We start from the raw sequence: 20888 nt of genomic DNA, 5'->3' as shown, positions 1-20888 counted from the left end.
CAACAAGATGTGGTGGGCGGGTTGGTCAAAGGTCTAGCGCGCCAGCCATCTTTTATGGGCGCGCGTCGATGGGATGAGAGGTATAGATCGGGCCGTAGGGCAGGAGACCCGGTCGCCCAGGTGTTTGGGCACCAAGAACGAAATGTGGAGCGATTTGCGTATCTACAACGCATTGAATGAACGTGCTCTGACGGAGCTGTAGGGTCTTTTCCGAGAACTTCCAGGTGGATCGTCGATACGATCGACCTCATGCAATCCCGATATGCGCGCAACGGACGGCCTTGAAAACAGCAGCAGGTCGTGCACTGCTCGGCATCGGCCATGCCGGAACCGAGCGCCCGTGGGCGGTGCGATACGTCGAGCGTTCCGTACCGCGATTTGGCCTGCAGTAGAGAATTTGCACCCTCGCACCAACTTAGCCCATTACCGGCTCGCCGAGAGTGTGCATCAGCCGGTTTGCCCAGCCGAAGATCGACGCGGACAGAACCAGATCCAGGGATTCGAGCTCGGAAAGACCAACATCCGCCAGTTCCTGCGCATCGGCCTGCGTCGCCTGCGGAGGTGTCGTCGACAGGTGCGCAGAGAAGTCGAAGATCGCCTGCAGGTGTTCGTCGAGCTCGGCGTCGAGTTCATCGGCGAAGATCGCGTCGATGACGTCGGTGCGCTTGGTGTAATTGATGAAGCGCGACGAATGGACGGCGGCGCAGTACACGCAGCGGTTGAAGACCGAGGCGGCCGTGGCGCCCAGTTCGCGTTCGCCGAGCGAGAGCCCGTCCTTGCCGTACATGATGAGATTGAACAGGGGCGAGCGAACGGCAAGCGATTCCGGATCGTGCGCCAGCGTCAGCACATAGGTCGAGATGCCCTTGTTGGATGGCGTGACCTGCATGGCTTCGCGCTGTTCCTCGGTCGCGGTCTCAAGATCGACTGGAACGACATAAGGCTGCCAACGCGGAACCGTTGTGGTGAAGCTATGGACCGTTTCGCTCATTTTCTTGCTCCGATCAGTGTCAGGCCGGCGATCACGCGCACCTGGTAGTTCACGAAGGCGGCAAGCTCCGACAGGCGGACGATGTCGGCGTCGGTGATGCCCGCGTTTCGCAATGCTTCGATATGGCCACGTGTGGCCTCGCGCGGCGCCACCGTCAGGCGGTCGGCGTGGTGGACGATCTCGGCGATGCGGGGATCGTCGACATTTGTGCCGGGCTGCGCGAGAAAGGCCGTCTCGTTTTCAGCGGCACTTTTCACCAACACGGCATAGTGGTCGGCCAGCGCTTCGTTTCCATTGTGTCGCGCCATGCGCGCAGCCAGTGCGGCACGCAATCCATGCGACAGGCCGCCGGGATCGCGCGGCAGAAGCACGGCGTCGTGCGCAGCCTCGCTGAGACGCAGGATCTCCGCGCGTTTCTCCATTGCCTCGGCGAGCGCCGAACCAGGTTTTACGTCGGCAAGCGTTTCTATGAGTGTCAAAAGAGGCTCCTTTGCAATCCGCTGCAGAGCACCAGTTAGGTCGCGCAGCCAGCCATGTCAAATTAGCATGAACACCTTGATGTCATGCAAAATAATTATCTATTCTCGGATGCATTTATAGAAAACTCATGCTTTAAATGCATGGCAGATAATGGTTGATGTTAAATATGCATAGCAATTCAATTGACATTCGCCAACTTGAAACCTTTGCGGCCGTCATGTCCGCAGGCTCCGTCACTGGAGCGGCGCGTCTGCTCGGGCGGTCGCAGCCGGCGGTCAGCCGGCTGATCCAGGATCTGGAGGCCGAGCTCGGCTATGCGCTGCTTCATCGAAGCAGCGGACGCATCCAGCCGACGGCGCGCGGCCTGCGCTTCCATGCCGAGGTCGAACGTCATCTTGCCAGTCTTATTCATATCCGCGAGCGCGCCGAGGCGATCGGCCGCGACGAGCCGGCGACGCTGACGGTCGCCGCGACGCCGTCGCTTGCAGCGGGCATCCTTCCACAGGCATTGGCAGCGCTCCCCGCCGATCTCATTCCGCGCCACCTGCATGTCCAGTCGCTGGCGGCGGAGAATGTGGTCCAGGCCGTAATCGCACGCTCGGCGGATCTCGGCATATCGAGCCTGCCGCTCGAGCATCCCGGTCTCGAGATCCACTGGGTCGCGGAAGCACCCTGCGTCGTTGCCATCGGCGCCGATGATCCGCTTGCCAATGACGATGTCGTTCGCCTGGCGGATATCGCCGCGCGCCGGGTGATCACGCTTGCCAACCCATATCGCTTGCGTCACCGCGTCGACGAGGCGCTTGAACGCGCCGGCGTGTCGCCTGAACGGATCATCGACGTCAACGCGTCGCTGACGGCGCTGTCGCTCGTCCGTGCCGGATTGGGCGTCGCTATCGTCGAGCCGGCGACCGTCTGCGGCGTACCGCTTGATGGTATCGTCATGCGCAGGCTCGACCAGCACATTCCGTTTCTCTTCGGCGCGATCTCCGCGGCCGCCCTGCCGCTGACGCCGACGGTTTCCGCCGTCATCGACGCCGCGCGCGTGCAGTCTCTTGCCATGCCAGGCTGTCGTCTTTTGGAAGCGAACGGCATCGATGCTCTGGCCGACAGCGTCTACGGCCAAACCATCATTTCAGAGGGAACGCCAACATGAGCGACCTTTCCGCACATCCCGACAATCTCGCCGCTCTTGAGGAGCGACTGCGCCAGGATCTCTCATGGCTGGAACTGCCCGCCAAATCCTGGGTTCCCACGCGCGACGTCGATGGCCGGCCGGTCGTCGATGTCGTCGTCATCGGCGGCGGGATGGCCGGTCTCGTCGCTTCCGGGATGCTGAAGCGTCTCGGCGTCGCCAATCATCTGGTGCTCGACAAGGCGGCTGCGGGGCAGGAGGGGCCGTGGGTTACCTTCGCCCGCATGCGGACCCTGCGCTCGCCGAAGCAGCTGACCGGTCCGGCAATGGGTCTGCCGGCGCTCACATTTCGTGCCTATTACGAAGCGCGCTTCGGCCGCGAGGCGTGGGTCGCGCTTGACCGCGCGCCGCGCGAGGTCTGGATGGATTATCTGATCTGGTATCGCAAAGTGCTCGAGTTGCCGGTGCGCAACGGCGTGTCCGTCGACAACATCACCCCGCGCGAAGACGGCATGCTCGACATCGCATGCAGCGAGGGTGGCAGCAACGAGACGATCGTTGCCCGCCATGTGGTACTCGCGACGGGGCGCGATGGCCTCGGCGGTCCGTTCGTTCCCGAGATCGCCAACAGCATCGACCGCAGCTTCTGGGCTCACACGGCTGACGAAGTCGATTTTGAAGCGCTGCGCGGCAAGCGGGTGGGCGTGATCGGGGCTGGCGCCTCGGCCATGGACAACGCGGCAAGCGCGCTGGAGGTGGGCGCTGCCCGTCTGGACATGTTCGTCCGCCGCAGCAAGCTCCCTGCTATCAACAAGTTCACCGGCATCGGCAGCCAGGGCGTAGTCCATGGCTTCGCCGGGCTGCCGGACGAATGGAAGTGGCGTTTCCTGAATTACGCCATGAGCCAGCAGACGCCGCCGCCGCGCCCGAGCGTGCTGCGCGTCAGCGCCTTCGAGCAGGCGCATCTTCATCTCGAAAGCCCGATCAGCGTCCTGCGCCAGGAAGGCGACCATATCGTCGTCACCACGCCGCGCGGCAGCTATCCCATCGATTTCCTGATCTTTGGAACCGGCTTCAAGATCGACCTGACCAACCGGCCGGAACTCGCAAGTTTCGAGCCGCACATCCGCCTCTGGCGCGATCGCTTCCCGACGCCATCGGGCATGGCAAATGGCGAGCTCGAGGGCTCGCCGGATCTCGGCGAGGCGTTCGAGTTTCTCGAAAAGACGCCGGGTTCCTGCCCGACGCTGTCGAAGATCCACTGCTTCAATTTCCCGGCGACGCTGAGCCACGGCAAGCTGACGGGCGACATTCCCGCCATCAGCGAAGGCGCCGACCGCTTGGCGCGGGGGATCGTCCGGTCGCTCTTCGTCGAGGACCGTGAAGCCCAATTCGCCAACCTCCAGGCCTTCGATACGCCGGAACTCCTCGGTGACGAGTGGGCCGACGACGATGCCGAAGCACTTTCCGAACTATCTTCCCAGAGGAACTGAGACCCGTCATGCTCGAGATCAAGAACCTGAAGCTATCCTACGGGAGCACCCAGATCCTGAACGGCGTCGATCTCTCCGTGAAAAGAGGCGACGTGGTGTCGATTATCGGCCCAAGCGGCACCGGCAAGACGACGCTCTTGAAGTGCATCAACCATCTGGCGAAGCCGGCGTCCGGAACCATCGCCTTCGATGATATCAAGATGGATTTCGCACGGCCCGACAAGGCCGCCGTCCAGGCGATCCGCCTGCGCACCGCGATGGTGTTCCAGCAGTTCAACGTTTTCAAGAACATGACTGTTATCCAGAACGTCATGGATCCGCTGGTCGTCGTGCAGGGCAAGTCGAAGGACGAAGCCCGTGCGATCGCGCTGCAGGAATTGGAGCGGGTCGGCCTGTCGAACAAGCTCGACAACTACCCGTCGCAGCTTTCCGGCGGCCAGCTGCAGAGAACGGGCATTGCGAGAGCGCTCGCGGTCAAGCCTGACGTCATGCTTTTCGACGAGCCGACGTCCTCGCTCGATCCTGAACTCGTCAACGAAGTGCTGAAGGTGATCAAGGACGTCACATCGTCGGGCATCACCTCGCTCCTCGTCACCCACGAGATGCAGTTCGCCAAGAACATCTCGAACCGCATCGTCTTCATGGACGGCGGTGTCGTCGCAGCCGACGGCAGCCCGCCCGAAATTTTCGATACGCCTTCCAACCCCCGCCTCGCACAGTTCCTCAATTCCGAACGTGCGATCCAGTAAAGAGAGGATGCCTGAAATGACTTCCATGAGTTCAATCTCGCGCCGTGGTCTCGGTCTCGCCGTCGCAGGCGTCGCGATCGCATTCGCAACCGCTTCGTTCGCCGAAGACGTCCGCACCATCAAGATCGCCACCTCGGCGGAATCCAAGCCGCTGTCCTGGGGCGCAATCGGCGTGGAGCCGCAGGGCTACGAGCCCGACGTGCTGAAGGCGATCAACGCCAAGCTGCCGCAGTACAAATTCGTGATGGAAGGCGCTGCCGACATCGCCCAGGAAACCGGCCTTGCGACTGGCAAGTACGACATCGCCACGGGTGGCTACTACCGCGCGCCGGCGCGCGAAAAGCAGTTCCTCATTCCGGAAGCGCCGATCGGCGCCAGCCTGATCAAGATCTACAGCCGCAAGGACAGCGGCATCAAGGAAATGAAGGATCTCGTCGGCAAGAAGATCGTGCCGGTAACGGCCGGCGGCGGCATCTACAAGTTCGCTACCGCCTGGCAGGAAAAGAACCCCGACTACAAGATCGAGGTCACCGCTTCGAGCGCCGGCATTCCCTATCCTGACCGTCTGAAGGAAGTCGAGAACGGCAAGTACGACGCGCTGGTTCTGCCGTCCAACCTCGGCGAGCAGACGGTGATCGACGAACAGAAGCTCGCCGTGCAGGCGAGCGAGCCTGTCTCGATCAACCAGACCTTCGTCCTGATCCACCGCTCCGAGGAAAACAAGGCGCTGTCGGATGGCATCGACAAAGCCCTGAAGGAACTCAAGGCCGACGGCACGCTCGCCAAGCTCTCGCAGAAGTGGTTCGGCGAGGACATCACCACGTACATGAAGTAACGCCGGGCTCTCAAAGCCGGCGACCAGGCCCAGATTGAAAGAAGGAGTGTTCCGAAGTGGACCTTTCCATAATGATCCCCGAGCTGCTCTCGGCATTGCCGCTGACGCTTGCGATCACGTTCACGGCCATGGTCGCCGGCTTTGTGCTGGCATTGATCACCACGACGTTGCGAGTACGCCGGATCCCCGTGATCAGCCAGCTGGCTGATCTCTACGTATCCTACGCCCGCAGCGTTCCCGTCGTGCTTCAGCTTTTCGTCGCCTTCTACGGCCTTCCGGTTCTCGTCGATGGCTTTGGCATCGAAGACTTCGTCTCGCCGACGATCGCCGCCATGCTCGGCCTCAGCCTCTATCACGGCGGCTATCTCTCGGAAGTGATGCGTCCCGCCTATCTCGCGGTAGAGCGCGGGCAGCATGATGCGGCCGACAGCCTCGGCTATACGTTCCGGCAAAAGCTGTTGCGGGTGGTGGCGCCGCAGGCCGTCCATATCGCGCTTCCCGGCTACGGCAACGCGATTATCTACCTGATCCATAATGTGGCGCTCGTCATGTATATCGGCGCGGCCGACGTGATGGCGACGGCCCATTTGGTGATGGAACGCGATTACAACCAATACCAGTTCGAGACCTATCTCGTGCTTGCCGTCCTCTATTCGGTGCTGTGCCTCGTTGCCTGGGCGATCGTGCGCTTTTTCGAGCGCCGCTCCGGGAAATACGCTTCGAACGACAAGACCGTCAGCGCGCCGCTGATGGCAAGCATCTGATCAGGGAAGGGGACCATCATGTTCGACAGCGAAGTTCTTCTTCCCGATTTCTACGAAATCCTGGGCGCCGTGCCGCTCACGCTGGCGATGGCACTTGCGATCTTCGTGCTGTCGACGATCGTCGGCAGCCTGTTTGCCATGGTCGAGTACCGGAAGATTCCGGTGCTTCGCCAACTCGTCGTAGCCTACAAAGTCGCCTTCAAGGGCGTGCCGATGGTGATCGTCATCTTCCTTGCCTATTACGGCCTTCCATCGACCTTGCACTTTCTGGCTTCGCTTGTCGGCATCGACTACAACGGCCACTCGACGCCGAACTGGGTCACGCTGATCGTGGCGCTGACGGCGTGCGTCGCGGCCTTCCAAGCCGAGGTCGTCAAGGGCGCATTGAATTCCTTCGATACCGGCCAAGCGGACGCTGCCTATTCGCTGGGCTACAAAAAGAGCCAGCTTTTTCGCCGTGTGATGCTTCCGCAGGTCATCGTCGCGGCAATCCCGGATCTCGCCAATTCCTTCATGGTGATCATGAAGGCCCTGTCGCTCGGCTTCGCCATCGAGGTTGTCGATATCTTCGCGCAGTCGCAGCTGACCGCGGCGCTGAACTTCTACTATCTGGAAGCCTTCCTGGTCGCCGTCGTGATCTACATGGTAATTGCCTATGCCGTTACACAGATCGCCGACAGAACTGAGCGGGCATTGAGGGTTCGTACCTAGTGGTAAAGCATTTCGGGCGCCCGGTTGATGGTTGGCAACGTCCTACAAGATGTGCGTTATCAGATAAAAGGTCGCCGACTGAGCAAGGCAACCTTGGCGCCGATATACCTTTAGGTTTAATCGATCTTGTCCCGGACACCAGGTTACCGAATCGTCTTTGTGCAAAGGGTCGGCAGATGGCGATGCGATCAAAGTCTGGACGTTGGGGTGGACGAAAACATATAAGAGCGTCTCCAGTCCCATAATGTGCGCGATGCTTCGACTAGAGACGCCCGCCGCGACCAGCTAGTTGCCGCAAGCCGGTTAAGAACCAATCTTTGTTGTCAAAAGGAAATCAACAGAGGTTCCTCGCATCCCTACACTCAACTGCACCAGCCAGGTCGAGTGACAGTTTCGACAGGGCCAAGTAACCCCGGCTACGTCGAAAGACCATAGTATCCCGGCCGAAGCACGAGCGCGATCTCGTCGGGCTCAATTTCGATTTAACATGTCTCGCAGTAATGCGTTTTCTCGCAAAAGCTTCTCTTGGAACAGCAGTTTGAGCTTATGATTTTCCGCCAGCAGCCAGTCGATATCTGTCTGAGCGACCGCGTCAACAGCGCGCTGAGCCTCTAAGGTTCGACCCGGTCGTCGCCGCTTGGTTTTGCGTGGCCGCGCAGACTGCCTGGTCGCCTTTTCACCGACAGCAGCGACCCGGACGGGCAAAGCAACGTCGATGTCGTTGTCAATCTCTACACCTAAAAATTCAGGTCCGGCCTTGTCTTCGACGGTTGCCCGATCGTCATCGGCGCAGAGCACAGGCTCCACAATCTCGTTCAGGGCCTCCACGGGATAAGTGGGCGCCGGGACCGGGCCCCGATCACGTGCGATTTCAGCTCCGGCTTCACGGGCGAGCGCCTTCAGGTCAATGTCACCCCATATCGAGGTTGGTTTGAGGGACGATCGACGATTTGATGACCTGACCTCAACGGTGAACTGGCGTGTTGGTCTTCTCAAAGCAGGATGCTCCATTTCAGCAATCGATCGGTCCGGGATGCCGCATTCCCTGAAGCTCGGGTGAACGTCAAAGTCCGTCACTGGGTGATGGATTTTTCAACAGTCGGGGCGACCATGTAGTTTTTTCACGACATCTAGGCAGACTGCTCTACAGCATCAAGTCCGGCTCTTCAATCCCAAGTGATGCCTCTCCGTTTGGAAGCAGGATTGCGCGACTTAACATGATAAATGTTTCACGAGGATCAAGTACCCTTTGTGCAGGTCGCATGGATCGATGACCAATGGATTGTCGGTTGCATCAACGCATTTGGTACGAAAGTGTGAGGGTAGGAGGAAACACAGTCTCGGACCGATGATCTTCTGGAACTTTTAGTGGAAAGGAGTGTTCCAAGTTCCGTCAATCATCGGCGAATTGAATGAAATTGAAGAAATCCCTCATAGCGGCCTTGTCGATTGTAACAGTTATCAGCTCCGTCGCTCCTGCCTCCGCCATGCCCGCCCAGGCACCGGCGACGGTCAGGCAGCTCACTGATAGTGTCGAACAAATTCAGTATCGCCGCTGGGATCATCGCGCTGGCTGGTATCACGGCCGCCGCGGCTATCGCGACTATCGCCGAGGCTACCGCCGTCATACCGATGGCTGGTGGTACCCACTCGCCGCCTTTGGCGCCGGGGCTGTAATCGGTGGCGCTATCAATAATGCTAACCGCCCTACGCGCGTCAGTCCCGGTCACTACGAGTGGTGCGCATCGCGCTATAAGACCTATCGAGCAACGGACAATACCTATGTCCCTCGCGCAGGCGTCCGCGCGATATGCCAATCCCCATATTCGTGATTTTGCAGCTGCCCCGGCGGCGCTGTGCCGGGGCAGCTAGCGTCGAAACACGACGAGATATCCTCGTCGACACCGACCAGTTTGTCTTTGGTTAGCTCCGATCGATTCACAGTTTACCAAATTCTTACGCCCTCGCCGTCAACCGGGGCCGACGGTTGGTCACAAATTTTGTTGAGCGTCCAGAGCGGGGAATGTGGACTTTAGCGCACTGAGCAGCGGCGAGATTTCTCCGGAGGCTAGGGATAGCACGGCGTCGATAATTTCTCCTTGTTGCTGAGCGGCAAGGACGTCGCGTGTTAAGACACGAAGCTTCTTTTCGACATCTGACCAAAGCATGGGATAGCGCGGATCTCCGAACGGAGTTCCAATCTCTGATGTAACGCGAGTTGTGCTGGTCTCGACCCTGACGACCGCCAATGTTTCAGACGGGAAAAGGGCGTCAATGTCGTCGCGCACGAGTATTTTAACTTTCTTGGCGACTGATTCAATGTCGGGGCGGCCTAGACAGTCCCGACGCGGAGGAAGCAGCGCCTGAGGGCCATCGACCAGCGCGACGGCCAGGCAATAAGGAAGGCTGTACTGAACCTCGATCAGGTTGTCAGGATTGGTTCGATTGCCGAGTTTTGTTGCCCAGGCGAAGGTTTCAACCTCAACCAAGCGGACCTCTTCAGCGACGATATCGTGCTGGTCGATAAGGTCGCAAAGCCGGTCGAGTGCTGGATGAATGTAGCGGCAGCAGGCATATGGTTTCAAATAAAGACCGTTGACTTCCCACCGGCTCCCCAGATCAGATAGAATTCTCTCGCCGTCGTAGAAGTTGGGATGATCGAGGAAATCCTCAGGGCCTGTATGCCCATGAGATGCCAGTTCCAGCGCCATTAATCCGGTGGCGCTGCTCCAAGCTATCCCTTCCTTCACATCGTTTCCGGTAAGCGATGAGTAGCCGGAGCTGCCATTCGCCTGCTGGTTTGGTGCAAGCACGCCCGCGATCGATAGAGCATGCGCAATCACTCCTGGTTGGTGTCCCAGGAATGCCGCCGCCGTTGCAGCGGACGCGAGGCTCGCCCATCGACCGGATTGTCGCGTGGCGATCCCGACCGGATTTTGAGCCGCGGCAATTCTTACGCCGACGTCATAGCCTGCGACGATCGCGGCCAAGAACCGATCGGTTGGGCGATCATGCAACTGCGCTAGCGCGAGAGCTGTCGCTACGACCGCAGCGCCTGGATGCCCGCGTGCAGCCCGATGACCATCATCGACATCAAGCGCGCAACATGCGGCGACATTGCAGTGTACGGCTCCGGTTGCGCTCGAACCCGTGCCGCAAAACCAGATTGGCGCGTCGCCCGATCCAAAGACCGATAAAGCGGAACGACGCACAGCACGTGGCCCGTCGCAGATCCCGCCGGCTGCACCTGCTGCCACGACGTCGAGCACGAGATGAAGGACGGTATCGCTCGTTTCAGGCGGTGGTCCTTGCCGGGCGACGTCCGCTATATGCTTGCCAAGCAAATGGGCTATGAACATCGCCAGTCACCTTCTATCCAATGCGCTGCGCCGGCAGTATTTCTCGTAGGTAGCTTGCGCCGCGTAGAGGTCCAGCATTGGTAGTCCGACACAGGTGACACATACAGGTCCCTCGCGCCGGACAGGGGGCGCTCCTATCATTGTCAGGTCATGAAGGCCGAGTAGCGGCCCTACCTCCTCCAATGAAAGACCACGGCGGGAAAAATGCAGCGCAATACTTTGCGAGTTGCGATGAGATACAGTACGGAGATCGTCGCAAACGACCATGCCGGTCCGCAAAACCCGCTGCAGATAGCTCTCGGGTATCTCGTCCCCGCCAAGATGCAGGCTGACGGCGTCGCGCGCCATCTCATCTTGATTGAAGATCGGGGCCCGAGCATTTGTCGCCGTGATAATGAAATCACTTTCACTAAGTGATGTGTCTTCGGCTGGTTCGAGGTTCAGGCTGTTTGGAAAATCGATTGCGTCGATAAACTGTTGCGCGCGCCCAATCGATCGGCCCTGGATTGCGAATTTGCCGATTCGTTCGGCACAGCGGTAATTAAGACATTCCACAACAGCGCGGGCCGTCGGGCCTGTTCCGAAAAGCAGAACCGATACTGGTTTGTCTTGGCCGCAAAAGGCATCCAGCACCATGGTGGCATAGCTGCCCGTGCGGCGGGCAGAGATACTGGTCCCATCCATAATCGTAAGCACCCGTAGCGTTTTCTTCTCCATGAGAACGATCGTTGAGGTCGAGCGAGGTAGTCCCAGCTGCCGGTTGAATGAATTGGCGCCGATAATTTTTACACCGCCGTAGCGCTCGTTGACGCTGTAGAGGCACGAAAGCTTCCAACCCAGTCTTTCGTCCAAAAACTCTCTTCGGCGGTGTGCAACGGTGCTATCGCGCCAGAAGTCTTCCTCTGGAAGGGACAACACCGCCTTGGTTCCGAACGCTTTGCCAGAGCGAATATCCAACCAAGCATTGTCCATTGCTGCGAGCATCTCACCCGTGTCCAGCTCGGCGCCAGCATCACGCAGTGCGGCTGCAGATAGGAATTGTGCGTGCGTGCTTTGAAAATGAGTTTCCTTCATCTCCATTTCTCCTCGTTCGGAGAAGAAGACTAGGATGGGTCGGGATAAGCGAGGAGTAAATCTGCATGAAGTTTTCAGGCATTGAATATCTCATCGGCCGGAGGGCTGGACCTGCATCTGAACCCTGTTCATGTCGACACGATGGCTCGTCATGGGAATTAACCCCTTCACTTCATCAAGTCGCTTTCGGTCGAGTGTGACATGAAGGACGCATGGCTTTTGACCTGCATTTGCAATGATTTCGCCCCAAGGATCAGCAACCAACGACGAGCCGAATGTTTCTCGCGGGTTACCACTCAAAGCGGGGTAGCTGCCACATTGACCGCATGCCACAAAGAACGCCTGATACTCGATTGCTCTTGCGCGGCATAGGACTTCCCAATGAGCTTCGCCTGTCTGTCGTGTGAACGCGGCAGGGAGAATGAAGATATCGACGACCTCCTGAGCTAACCGGTCGAACAAGCGTGAGAAGCGCAAATCGTAGCAGATGGCGCACCCGATCTTCCACCCATTCAGATCATAGACAAGAAGACCATCTCCTGCCGCGACGACCGACGATTCAGCATACCGCACTCCATTTGGCGTGGTGATGTCGAATAGGTGGATCTTTCGATACGCGCCGACATGACCGCCATGACAATCAAAAATGACAGTCGTGTTGAATACCTTGCCGCTTCGAGTGCATCGTTCCATCAGGCTGCCAGCATGAACAGCGACGCGGTGGCGTCGCGCGAAATCTTGTACACAGTCATATGCCTGACCGCCGGGCACGAAATCGGCCGCGGCGCGTTTATCGTCGGAAGATCCGCCCATCCAATCAAAATGCTCAGGAAGAACGATGAGATTGGGATTACCGGCAAGTGCTTCAGTCATCATGCGTTCGACCTCCGCCAAATTGTGGCCAAGGTCAGGCTGAGAGCTCATCTGAATCAAAGCGATTTTCACGTGCAGGTTCCTCGAAATCAAATATTGAATGACCGGCGGCCAGATGACTGCGAATCAGCGTGGATCGTTTTTGCCGAGTGAGTGCGTGCTCAGCAATCAATTGCATGGCCTGACGGTCAGTCGCGAAGACACCGCAGCAGTCGGCAAGGATTGCATAGCCCGGTAGGATTGCGGTCCGGCCACAAGCTACTGGAACGTTGAGCGACCCACCGATGTTGAACTGACGATTGGTCGTCTTTGAAGACCGGCCTCTGCACCATACCGGCAGTCCCGTAGCAATGATCTCCTCGGTGTCGGTACAAGGCCCATCGATTATGATTCCGGCTGCTCCCTTGGCTTTGACTGCCGTGGCGACACCTCCACCAACGCAGGCAATATCGTCTCCGTCCACCCGAGAAATCACCAAGACATCTCCTGGCAAAAGTTGGTCGACGGCGCGGTAGATGATCGCTCCGTCGCGGCCAGGTGCCGCGACGGTTACCGCAACGCCGGCAATACGAGCCGAGAATAGCGGAACGATACCGGCTCCAACGAACCCGAGATGTTCAGTGTGGCCGATCGTAGCCGTCTCGACCAGAGACAAGAGCTCAACTAGCTCTGATGACAAGGGTGGATGACGCTCAACAAGCCGGTAAAGTCCTGTCATGGCCGATAACCTTTTTTCTTGTCTGGCTTAGATCGGGCGTTCGCCGGATGTTGTTGTGCGATGCATGACGCGAACAAACGACGGATCGAATGAATCGCGCCGATGCATGGTGCAGCGGTTGTCCCACATCATAATGTCTCCTTCGTCCCAGCTCTGAACGAAGACATCGCCTCCGTTCGTCGTGTGATCCCACAGCTCCGCGAGTATGGCATTGCTCTCTTCGATGCTCATACCGACAATCCACGCCCCCTCCGATGTGCCGCCCAAGTAAAGAGCCTTTCGTCCCGTGTCGCCGTGTGTGCGTACGAGAGGGTGGACGACACCGCTCCATTCTCGGAAGTCCCGACTGATTGGCTCTGCCTTCCCAAGTCTGATCTTCCCGGTCTTGTCATAAACGTTCTGGAAGAAGATCTGCCGGCCATCGATGGCTGCCTTTAGCGCCACCGGCAGGGTCTCATAGGCAATGTAGGTTGAAAGGAAGTACGTATCTCCGCCCGAAGGCGGGACTTTTACGGCGCGCAAAATAGCGCCGGCTGGCGGCCTTTCATAAAACCAAGTATCCGTGTGCCAAGTCGCTTCGCTATTGCCCATCGCGCCACTTGGCTTTCCATCCTTCATTGAGTTGCTGATCACAAGGATTTCCGGGTGGGATGGATGACCACCCTCCTGCAGCTGCTTTGGATGGATAACAAATTCACCGAAATGACGCGAGAATTTCACCTGCTGGTCGTCTGTGATGCGGGTATGCTTGAAACGAATGACCCCGTACTGGAGCCAGTACTTGCGGACTTCCTTGATATCGCGCTCATCATAGCGGTCGAAGTCGAAACCCACGATATCTGCGCAGACATTGCTGTCATGCTGAATTGCGGTTATCTTTTCTCTTGTCAGCATTCTCATATCTCCTAAGAATAAGCCTCTTTGTGAGGCTGTCCCGATGTTATTTTGTAGGGTGATGCCAGCTCCAATAAGTAAGCAGTTGCATTGATAAGCGAGAGTTATCGACCAACCCTACTCGTTCAGGAGCGTTACAGCCGAAGGATCGACGCCAAGCCTTATTGGCCTGCCGGTCGCTGGCAGAATGCCTGCTTCCGACGATCGCACTGCTGCGCAAAGAGAAAGGCCGGACGCGATCTGGATTGATAACTCCAGGGATGCCCCAAGATTTGTCACGCGATCAAGTTGACCTTCCAGAACGTTGAGGTTTTCCTGGGCGACGAGTGGCGTGCCGGCCAACAAGAGCACATCCTCGGGGCGGATGACGGCATAGCGCGGTGTTGCATGAGAGGGTGCAACTGCCACCCGCAGCGTAACGTCGCTGCCCGTGAGCGACACCGCACAACCTCCCGGCCCCTTTACCATTCGTTGAACACCGATGATATTCGATCGGCCGATAAAGTCCGCTACGAACGTTGAAACTGGATGCCGATATAGTGCCTCCGGCGTCCCCTGCTGCGCGATGACCCCGTTCGACATGACCACAATGCGATCTGACATCGCCATCGCTTCTTCCTGATCATGGGTAACATATACGAACGTCATCTCGAGTTCACGTTGTATATCCTTCAGCTCGCCACGCATGGATTCACGCAGTTTCAAGTCGAGGTTCGACAGTGGTTCATCCAGAAGAAGAACGGATGGCCTGGGTGCCAGAGCGCGGGCAAGAGCGACACGCTGCTGTTGTCCGCCGGAAAGTGCCTTCGGGTAGCGATCAGCCAGTTTTTCAAGGTGTACGCCACGCAGGCTCTTTTCCACGATTGAAGCGATTTCAACCTTGGGCGTACACTTCATCTTGAGACCGAATGCGACATTCTCAGCCACAGTCATATGAGGAAAAAGTGCGTAGTTCTGGAAGACCAACCCAATATTTCGCCGCTCTGGTGGAACATTTACCTGGCTTCGCCCTCGTATTTTGATGTCTCCGCGGCTTGGCTGATTGAAGCCAGCAATCATGTTGAGCGTCGTGGTCTTGCCACATCCGGACGGCCCGAGAACGCTCACAAACTCACCTTTCGGGACCTGCAGGTCAATGTCCCTGACGACCGAAATCGCGCCATATGCCTTGCTTACACAAACAAGTTCGATATCAAGTTCGCTCATTTGCTACCTCCATGAAGCTGGGCGGAAAAACCGCCAAATTTTTCGAATGCGAGGATGACAACGAGGATAAAAATCATCGATGCCACATTGACCGCCGCCAGGACCGGATCGAGGCTATATTCGAGATAATTGATAACGGTTATAGGGAGCGTCGTGTCTCCGGGGCGGACGAGAAACACGGACAACGGAATGTTGTTGAAGGAGATAACGAAGGCAAACGTCATACCTGACAGAACGCCCGGCTTAATCGCTGGAAGTAGAATGTGCCATGCACGCTGCCAGCGACTAGCACCAAGGATCTGACCCGCCCGGTCGAGGTTACCGTCGAAATTCGCGATCGATGTGGCGGCCATCCTAATTACGAAAGGTAGTGCGAGCACGCAGTGCGCGGCGATCAAGGATGGCGTGCCAAGCAGCGGCTGCAGGCCAAGGACCGAGAGAAACAGAACGATCGCGACCCCTTTAACAATCTGTGGAACCGAAAGCGGGGACAATAGCGCGGCCATGACCGCGCTGCCGCCTGGGATACGTTCGAAAGCCACGATGTAAGCGGCAAGCGTACCAATGATGCCGCTTATCAGCGAAACTGCTAACGCGATCTTCACACTAAGCGCGAACGGCTCCAGCCATCGCTGCGAAACGAGGTTCTGATACCACTGAAGCGTCCACGCCGACGGGCTGAAGGTGACGTCGGCTGTTGGGCTTAGCGATGCAGCGACGACCACCAGCAGCGGTAGCGTGATAAATGCCAGAACGATCAAAAGGGCAGTCCAAAAGAGAAGGGAGATTAGTCGGTTCATTTCAACCTCTCTGTTTTGCATCGCGCTTGTCGCGCAGACGTTTCTCGACGTTCAACCCGGCGTAGGAGACAATGAGCATGAGAATGAGCAGCGCGTTCGCCATCACTGCAGCAAATGGCCAATCAACATAGAAGAGCACTTGTTCGGATATCATTGTTGCCAGAACCTTGAACCCAGCTCCTCCGAGAAGCGCGGGGGTCGCATAAGCGCTCGCCGCCATCGTGAACGACAACAAGAGCGCGCTGACAATTCCGGGCACTGACAATGGCACGAGGATCATTCTAATGACCGACAGCCGGTTTGCGCCAAGCATCTGGGCAGCGCGTTCGAGATTTTGATCTATACCTTGAATGCTCGTTGTTAGCGACAGAACGGCAAAGGGAAGGACCACATGCGTGAGACCCACCACTACCGCAAAGAGGTTCTTCGATAGGCTCAACGGCTCAGCGATAACACCCCAGTGGAGAAGGATGTCATTGATGAAGCCGCGATCTTCCAGAATAATGAGCCATCCATAGGTTCGCAGCACGACCCCCGCAAGTTCCGGAGCGAGGGCGAGCGCCAGGACAATGATGCGAAATCTGCTTTTCGAACGTGCAAGAAAGTAGGCTGGTGGAAAGGCGAGCGCAGTCGCGGCCACCGCCACGAGACATGACATTACTGTGGTTCGCCAAAAGCCTGTCAGCGTCAAGCCGTCACTCAAAAATCGTTCATAAGCTTGGAAGCTCAAGGCGCCTGAGGATGAATCGTGGAAGCTTGTCCCGATCATCATTCCCATCGGCATGGCAAAGAAAAGGACGAGCATCAGGCCGGCTGGCGATAGCCCAAACCCTGGTGCAAGGTTGCGACGCGAGTTGCGTCGCCGACTGGGGAGATCAAGTGCGAGTATGGTCATTTTGCGTCCTCAATCCTGATGCGCGACAACTTCGCGTTCCCATTTCTCTCCCCACTCTCGCAGGCGTGTTGCAACAACTGAGAGATCCGGCAGCAGCAGACTTTCGAGATCCGCTTCCGTCGTGATCTGTCGGGCTCGCACCTCGTCTGGAACGTCGATATCTCTTCGTGCGCTGCCCACCTTATAGGCGCGCACCCATGCTTCCTGACTGGTCTTGCTCAGAAAAAAATCGATAAACCGTCTCGCAGATGCCTTGTGTTCGGCCGCTATGGGAATGTTGAGCGTCGCGATCAGTGGAATGGTTCCCTCAACGGGTCGGACGTAGTCGACCGGTAAGCCACTATCGACCAGCAGTTGGGCGCGACCGTTCCAGAACGGCATGGCCCAGACCGTTCCGTCTTTGATATAGCTTTCTAGGATTGCCGAGCTCTGCTCGAATCCGATTGACTGCCTCGCGACGTCAGACATCGCCCTGAAGCCTGGGTCCAGATTCCCCGTCAGATCGCCACCGTTCATGGTCGCAAAGATCTCGACTAGATAAAGCGCCATGATGTTCTGGAATGTCGGCAGCACAATCCTGCCTTTTAGTTCTGGCGACGCAAGCGCGGACCAGGACCGGGGCGGTGAGGCCAACTTATCGGTCCGGTACAGGAGCGACAGGTATTGGAGCTCATGGACAGCGCCGCACGGGCCTGCCGAGTCGGCAAGCTTCGGTGCTACGTAGCGAAGGTTCGGAATGGTTGCGGGATCAAGCCGTTCCAACACGCCATCCTGACAGCCTTGCATCGATTGAGAGGCTGTCATCACCGCGACGTCAAAACCCGGCCGCCCCTTGGTCGCTTTGATCTTTGCATAGTCCTGCGACGCCGCGCCAACGGCATCGTAGACGACATCGATGCCCGTCTGTCGCTTGAACGGTTCAATGATCTCGCGCCGGATGATGTCTTCGTATGGACCCCCGTAGCTGTTGACGACAAGGGTCTCCGCGTGAAGTGCCGGAGCCAGGCAGATGCTCGATACCGCGACCGTTAGGGCGGCCTGAATTTTTCCCATTGTTTTTCTCGCTGTTGACGTTGTTCCCGGAGTAATGGTCGCCATCTGACTGGCGCCGGTCCAATAGCGTATTGCGACGATTCATTCGTTGGCCCTATGAGTGAAGGCCAAGTCAACAAGGACCGCTTTGCGGTGGCGGCAGGTCTCCACAAACGAAGCAGAGCGCAATTATATGCCTGTTGCTCTCGATGAACGTTTGCGAACAGTAGCGTTGAGCACGCGTAGATAGCTGTCCGTGCCACTAAGACCTCGCGCCAAATCCGCACAGAGCCGCTGTCACCCATGCGCGCCATCATTTGCAATCCTCCACTACTCGCAGATCTGCGACTTGCCGCCCTTCGCTCCCTTGCGCCTTTATATTGGTGGGGTTGGCTTTCGCTGGTCCTTTTACAACAGCTGCCGGCGCACAGTCCGCGGCACCAAAACTGGAAGGAACGAAGAATGGCAACGATTGGGACTTTTGCCGCCACCGAAAGCGGCTACACCGGCTCTATTCGTACGCTGGCAATGAACATCAAGGCGCGCATTGACCGCGTTGAAAGCCCCTCCGAAAAAGGACCTCAATATAGGATTTACTCAGGCGGCGTCGAGTTTGGAGCAGCATGGAAAAAAACCTCAGACCAGGGCCGCGACTACCTGTCGATCAAGCTTGACGATCCCAGTTTCGCGGCTCCAATTTACGCGACGCTCGCAGATGTAGAGGGAGAGGACGACCTCAAACTCATCTGGTCTCGGCCGGTTCGAGATTGAGAGACAAAGCGGTCAGCTGCCCCGGAGCGTTCCGTTCTCCGCTTCGGGGCATACGTACTTTCAAGGAGAAACCGTATTGGGGATCGTGCGATAGCTGCGCAGAGGCTTGTTCCTATGGCGTTCGAGAGTAAGCCGCATTGCATCCTGTTCGTGCTCAAACTGACTAGACATTCTTCGACGCCTGATCCCAATGGGTCGGCAACGTGTAGCGCCGACGAGTGTCGGTTCAGTTGCTAGTGCGTGGACATCTGGGTAGTTCCGGTCGGCACTCCTGCACTTATCTGAGAGGTGCTGCTAAAAGGCGATCGGGGTAAGAGCATCGCGAAGCACCCACTCGTCGTCTAACAATCGTTATGAATCGATCGAGCCTTATTGATCCAATCCAGCGAAGCAATTCTTGGCCGTCGAGCGGCCACGTAAGGCTTTAGGCCCAGGCCTCAAAGTGCTTGCGCATGGTGGTACGCCAGTCGCAAATCATCTGTATCAGTCCGTTGGTGACCACTCTTCACTCGAAATACGCCGAACACGGCATCAGCAGCGTGATACAAGTAACCCTAACTGGCACCAAAGCCGTATTGGCGAGCTGTCCCATCCACCTTCGTGCCTTTCATTCAACAGTCACCTTCGCGAAGGGGACAACATGTTGACACTGTGCTTTGTACGGTACAAGACAATCCTGGTATCATCTAGGAGACATTCATGGCCGACGAAATTTCCGGGAATTCGACAAACGTTGAGCCGGCGGTATCGCAGGAAACAACTAAGAAAACGCGTGCTCGCCGTCGAAGCAAGGCAGAGATGGCCGCTGCACTAGCCGCAAGAAGTTCCAAACGTGCGTCGAAAACCAAGTCCACATCCTTGGGATCATCGGTGAGCGCAATTAAGGAGCCGACACAAAAGGTTGCGACCAAGGCAGCTCCGCTCAAAGTCAGACAAGGAGCCAATAACGTCGATTCTGCCACTCCTTTCGGCGCGTCCGATCTCGCTGATCTGATTGCGCTCGAAGCAGAAAATAAGAAACTTCGAAAGTCGTTGGCGGAAAAGCTCCGTTCGGAAAATGCAGACCTTCGTAAGAAGCTCGGCCTGGATTAGTACAAAGTTTTAGTTTCGAGGCGGCTCGGTCTCCGATCGCTGGGCGTGGTGTTGATTCGAAGGCCACCAATAACGCCGCCGACGTTTACTGCGAGCGCAAGGCTGCAGGAAACCGCGAGGAGAGCGATGGCTGGGCGCCGTTGGCGTCCGGCTGCTGCGGCAGGGGTAAGGTGAGACGTCATTTCAGCGACAACCCTTTCGTTTGGGTTTGGCGCATGGTTTCGGCCTGTTCGAGTGCCACCGCTTTCCGCTCATGCGTCGCAAGTTGCTGGACGGTGCGGATCGTGTCCCAGGCGGAATGCAGCTCTTGTTTCTGTGCCGGCTGCATGCCTGCGGACGCTGCCTCGAACGCCTTGCCATCCGCGGTCTTTGCCGCAAGTGGCAGGAAGGTTCTTTCGCCGAAGCGGTCCGACACGGCTCTGGCAAATCCTTCGAGCTCGGCCTTCACTTGTCTGTCCGCGAGGGCGAACTCGAGACCGGCGGGGATGTCGTTTTGGTCGATCGCATCGCGCACACGCTCGAGCACCTGCTTTGCCGATGCGGAGAGGGCAGGTATATCGAGCGAGAGCTTGGTGCGGACCGCGCGTTCCTCGTCCTCATAGCGGTTGGTCGCCTCCACGCGGTGCGTGATGAAGACCTGCAGATCACGGGCGAGCGCCGGTGCGTTGAGGATTGCCGTATCGCGTGCGTGCTTCTCGGTGCTGCCTGCAAACAAACCCGTCTTGCCCTTCAGCGCGCCAAAACTTTCCGGCCGCTCGGCAATCCGCATAAGCGTCGTTGCGGCAACCGTCTCATTCGTCAGCATGGCGTCGACATTGACCGCCTTGAAGGCGGCCTCAGGATCCGCAAAGACGTAGTGGAAGCGAGCGGAAACCTCCTGCCAGCGGTCCTTCAGGACGGGGTCGGCCGAGAGCCTGTCTTCGACCACCCGAACGATCGACCTGGGGAAGGTCGTCGTGCCGGAGACCATGGGTTTTACCTCCTTGATTGCAGACGGTGTCGATGCGCTCGACTTC

22 protein-coding genes are annotated in these 20888 nt (G+C 57.8%); 9 read left to right on the top strand and 13 right to left on the bottom strand.

Annotated features, from left to right (window positions below):
* Positions 1–415: 415 nt before the first annotated feature.
* Positions 416–991: a peroxidase-related enzyme gene (locus tag D460_RS0131570; protein WP_018902621.1), complete on the bottom strand. Its 576-nt coding sequence runs from the start codon at positions 989–991 to the stop codon at positions 416–418.
* Positions 988–1470: a hypothetical protein gene (locus D460_RS0131565; protein WP_018902620.1), complete on the bottom strand. Its 483-nt coding sequence runs from the start codon at positions 1468–1470 to the stop codon at positions 988–990. Before D460_RS0131565 ends, D460_RS0131570 begins: the two co-directional genes overlap by 4 nt.
* Before the next feature lie 158 nt (positions 1471–1628).
* Between D460_RS0131565 and D460_RS0131560 the strand changes: the two genes are divergently transcribed.
* Genes D460_RS0131560 through D460_RS0131535 form a run of 6 tightly spaced genes read left to right on the top strand, consistent with a single transcriptional unit; the run spans position 1629 to position 7158 of the window.
* Positions 1629–2627, top strand: coding sequence for a LysR family transcriptional regulator (locus tag D460_RS0131560; protein WP_026283749.1), 999 nt, complete (start codon positions 1629–1631; stop codon positions 2625–2627).
* Positions 2624–4099: an NAD(P)/FAD-dependent oxidoreductase gene (locus D460_RS0131555; protein ID WP_018902618.1), complete on the top strand. Its 1476-nt coding sequence runs from the start codon at positions 2624–2626 to the stop codon at positions 4097–4099. Before D460_RS0131560 ends, D460_RS0131555 begins: the two co-directional genes overlap by 4 nt.
* A gap of 8 nt (positions 4100–4107) precedes the next feature.
* A complete protein-coding gene (locus tag D460_RS0131550) occupies positions 4108–4848 on the top strand; it encodes an amino acid ABC transporter ATP-binding protein (RefSeq protein ID WP_018902617.1) in 741 nt (246 codons plus the stop codon).
* A 16-nt stretch (positions 4849–4864) separates the two neighbouring features.
* Positions 4865–5683, top strand: a complete 819-nt coding sequence (locus D460_RS0131545; RefSeq protein WP_026283748.1) for an amino acid ABC transporter substrate-binding protein — start codon at positions 4865–4867, stop codon at positions 5681–5683.
* A gap of 56 nt (positions 5684–5739) precedes the next feature.
* The gene (locus D460_RS0131540) at positions 5740–6447 is read left to right on the top strand and encodes an amino acid ABC transporter permease (protein ID WP_026283747.1); all 708 of its coding nucleotides are present in this window, start codon (positions 5740–5742) and stop codon (positions 6445–6447) included.
* An 18-nt stretch (positions 6448–6465) separates the two neighbouring features.
* Positions 6466–7158 (top strand): amino acid ABC transporter permease, encoded by a 693-nt coding sequence (locus tag D460_RS0131535; protein ID WP_018902614.1) that lies wholly within the window; start codon positions 6466–6468, stop codon positions 7156–7158.
* A gap of 471 nt (positions 7159–7629) precedes the next feature.
* Here the strand turns inward: D460_RS0131535 and D460_RS34305 are convergent, their stop codons facing one another.
* A complete protein-coding gene (locus D460_RS34305; protein WP_018902613.1) occupies positions 7630–8235 on the bottom strand; it encodes a hypothetical protein in 606 nt (201 codons plus the stop codon).
* Between the two features lie 410 nt (positions 8236–8645).
* Here D460_RS34305 and D460_RS35715 point away from each other — a divergent pair, with 410 nt between their 5' ends.
* Positions 8646–8990, top strand: coding sequence for a BA14K family protein (locus D460_RS35715; protein ID WP_245267854.1), 345 nt, complete (start codon positions 8646–8648; stop codon positions 8988–8990).
* Between the two features lie 159 nt (positions 8991–9149).
* Here the strand turns inward: D460_RS35715 and D460_RS34300 are convergent, their stop codons facing one another.
* The 9 genes from D460_RS34300 to D460_RS0131480 form a co-directional block, all read right to left on the bottom strand.
* Positions 9150–10517, bottom strand: coding sequence for an MmgE/PrpD family protein (locus D460_RS34300; protein ID WP_037112495.1), 1368 nt, complete (start codon positions 10515–10517; stop codon positions 9150–9152).
* 6 nt (positions 10518–10523) lie between these two features.
* Complete coding sequence (locus tag D460_RS0131515; RefSeq protein WP_026283745.1) at positions 10524–11591, bottom strand: ornithine cyclodeaminase; 1068 nt, start codon at positions 11589–11591, stop codon at positions 10524–10526.
* A 90-nt stretch (positions 11592–11681) separates the two neighbouring features.
* On the bottom strand, positions 11682–12536 hold the full coding sequence (locus D460_RS0131510) for a carbon-nitrogen hydrolase family protein (protein ID WP_026283744.1): 855 nt from the start codon (positions 12534–12536) through the stop codon (positions 11682–11684).
* A complete protein-coding gene (locus tag D460_RS34295; RefSeq protein ID WP_051110854.1) occupies positions 12499–13182 on the bottom strand; it encodes an RraA family protein in 684 nt (227 codons plus the stop codon). The genes D460_RS0131510 and D460_RS34295 overlap by 38 nt, the downstream gene beginning before the upstream one ends.
* 27 nt (positions 13183–13209) lie before the next feature.
* A complete protein-coding gene (locus D460_RS0131500) occupies positions 13210–14076 on the bottom strand; it encodes a TauD/TfdA family dioxygenase (RefSeq protein ID WP_018902606.1) in 867 nt (288 codons plus the stop codon).
* A gap of 117 nt (positions 14077–14193) precedes the next feature.
* A complete protein-coding gene (locus tag D460_RS0131495) occupies positions 14194–15282 on the bottom strand; it encodes an ABC transporter ATP-binding protein (RefSeq protein ID WP_018902605.1) in 1089 nt (362 codons plus the stop codon).
* Positions 15279–16082, bottom strand: a complete 804-nt coding sequence (locus D460_RS0131490) for an ABC transporter permease (protein WP_026283743.1) — start codon at positions 16080–16082, stop codon at positions 15279–15281. Before D460_RS0131490 ends, D460_RS0131495 begins: the two co-directional genes overlap by 4 nt.
* A gap of 1 nt (position 16083) precedes the next feature.
* On the bottom strand, positions 16084–16887 hold the full coding sequence (locus D460_RS0131485; protein WP_018902603.1) for an ABC transporter permease: 804 nt from the start codon (positions 16885–16887) through the stop codon (positions 16084–16086).
* Between the two features lie 99 nt (positions 16888–16986).
* Positions 16987–18030, bottom strand: coding sequence for an ABC transporter substrate-binding protein (locus tag D460_RS0131480; protein ID WP_018902602.1), 1044 nt, complete (start codon positions 18028–18030; stop codon positions 16987–16989).
* Positions 18031–18471: 441 nt separating this feature from the next.
* Here D460_RS0131480 and D460_RS0131475 point away from each other — a divergent pair, with 441 nt between their 5' ends.
* On the top strand, positions 18472–18780 hold the full coding sequence (locus D460_RS0131475; RefSeq protein WP_018902601.1) for a DUF736 domain-containing protein: 309 nt from the start codon (positions 18472–18474) through the stop codon (positions 18778–18780).
* A gap of 699 nt (positions 18781–19479) precedes the next feature.
* Complete coding sequence (locus D460_RS36625; RefSeq protein ID WP_018902600.1) at positions 19480–19872, top strand: hypothetical protein; 393 nt, start codon at positions 19480–19482, stop codon at positions 19870–19872.
* Positions 19873–20050: 178 nt separating this feature from the next.
* Here the strand turns inward: D460_RS36625 and D460_RS0131465 are convergent.
* On the bottom strand, positions 20051–20888 hold an 838-nt coding region (locus D460_RS0131465; protein ID WP_081620026.1), incomplete at its 5' end, for a BID domain-containing protein.

Source organism: Rhizobium sp. 2MFCol3.1 (assembly GCF_000377565.1).
Lineage (GTDB): Bacteria > Pseudomonadota > Alphaproteobacteria > Rhizobiales > Rhizobiaceae > Rhizobium.
This window is presented reverse-complemented; position numbering and strand designations above follow the sequence as displayed.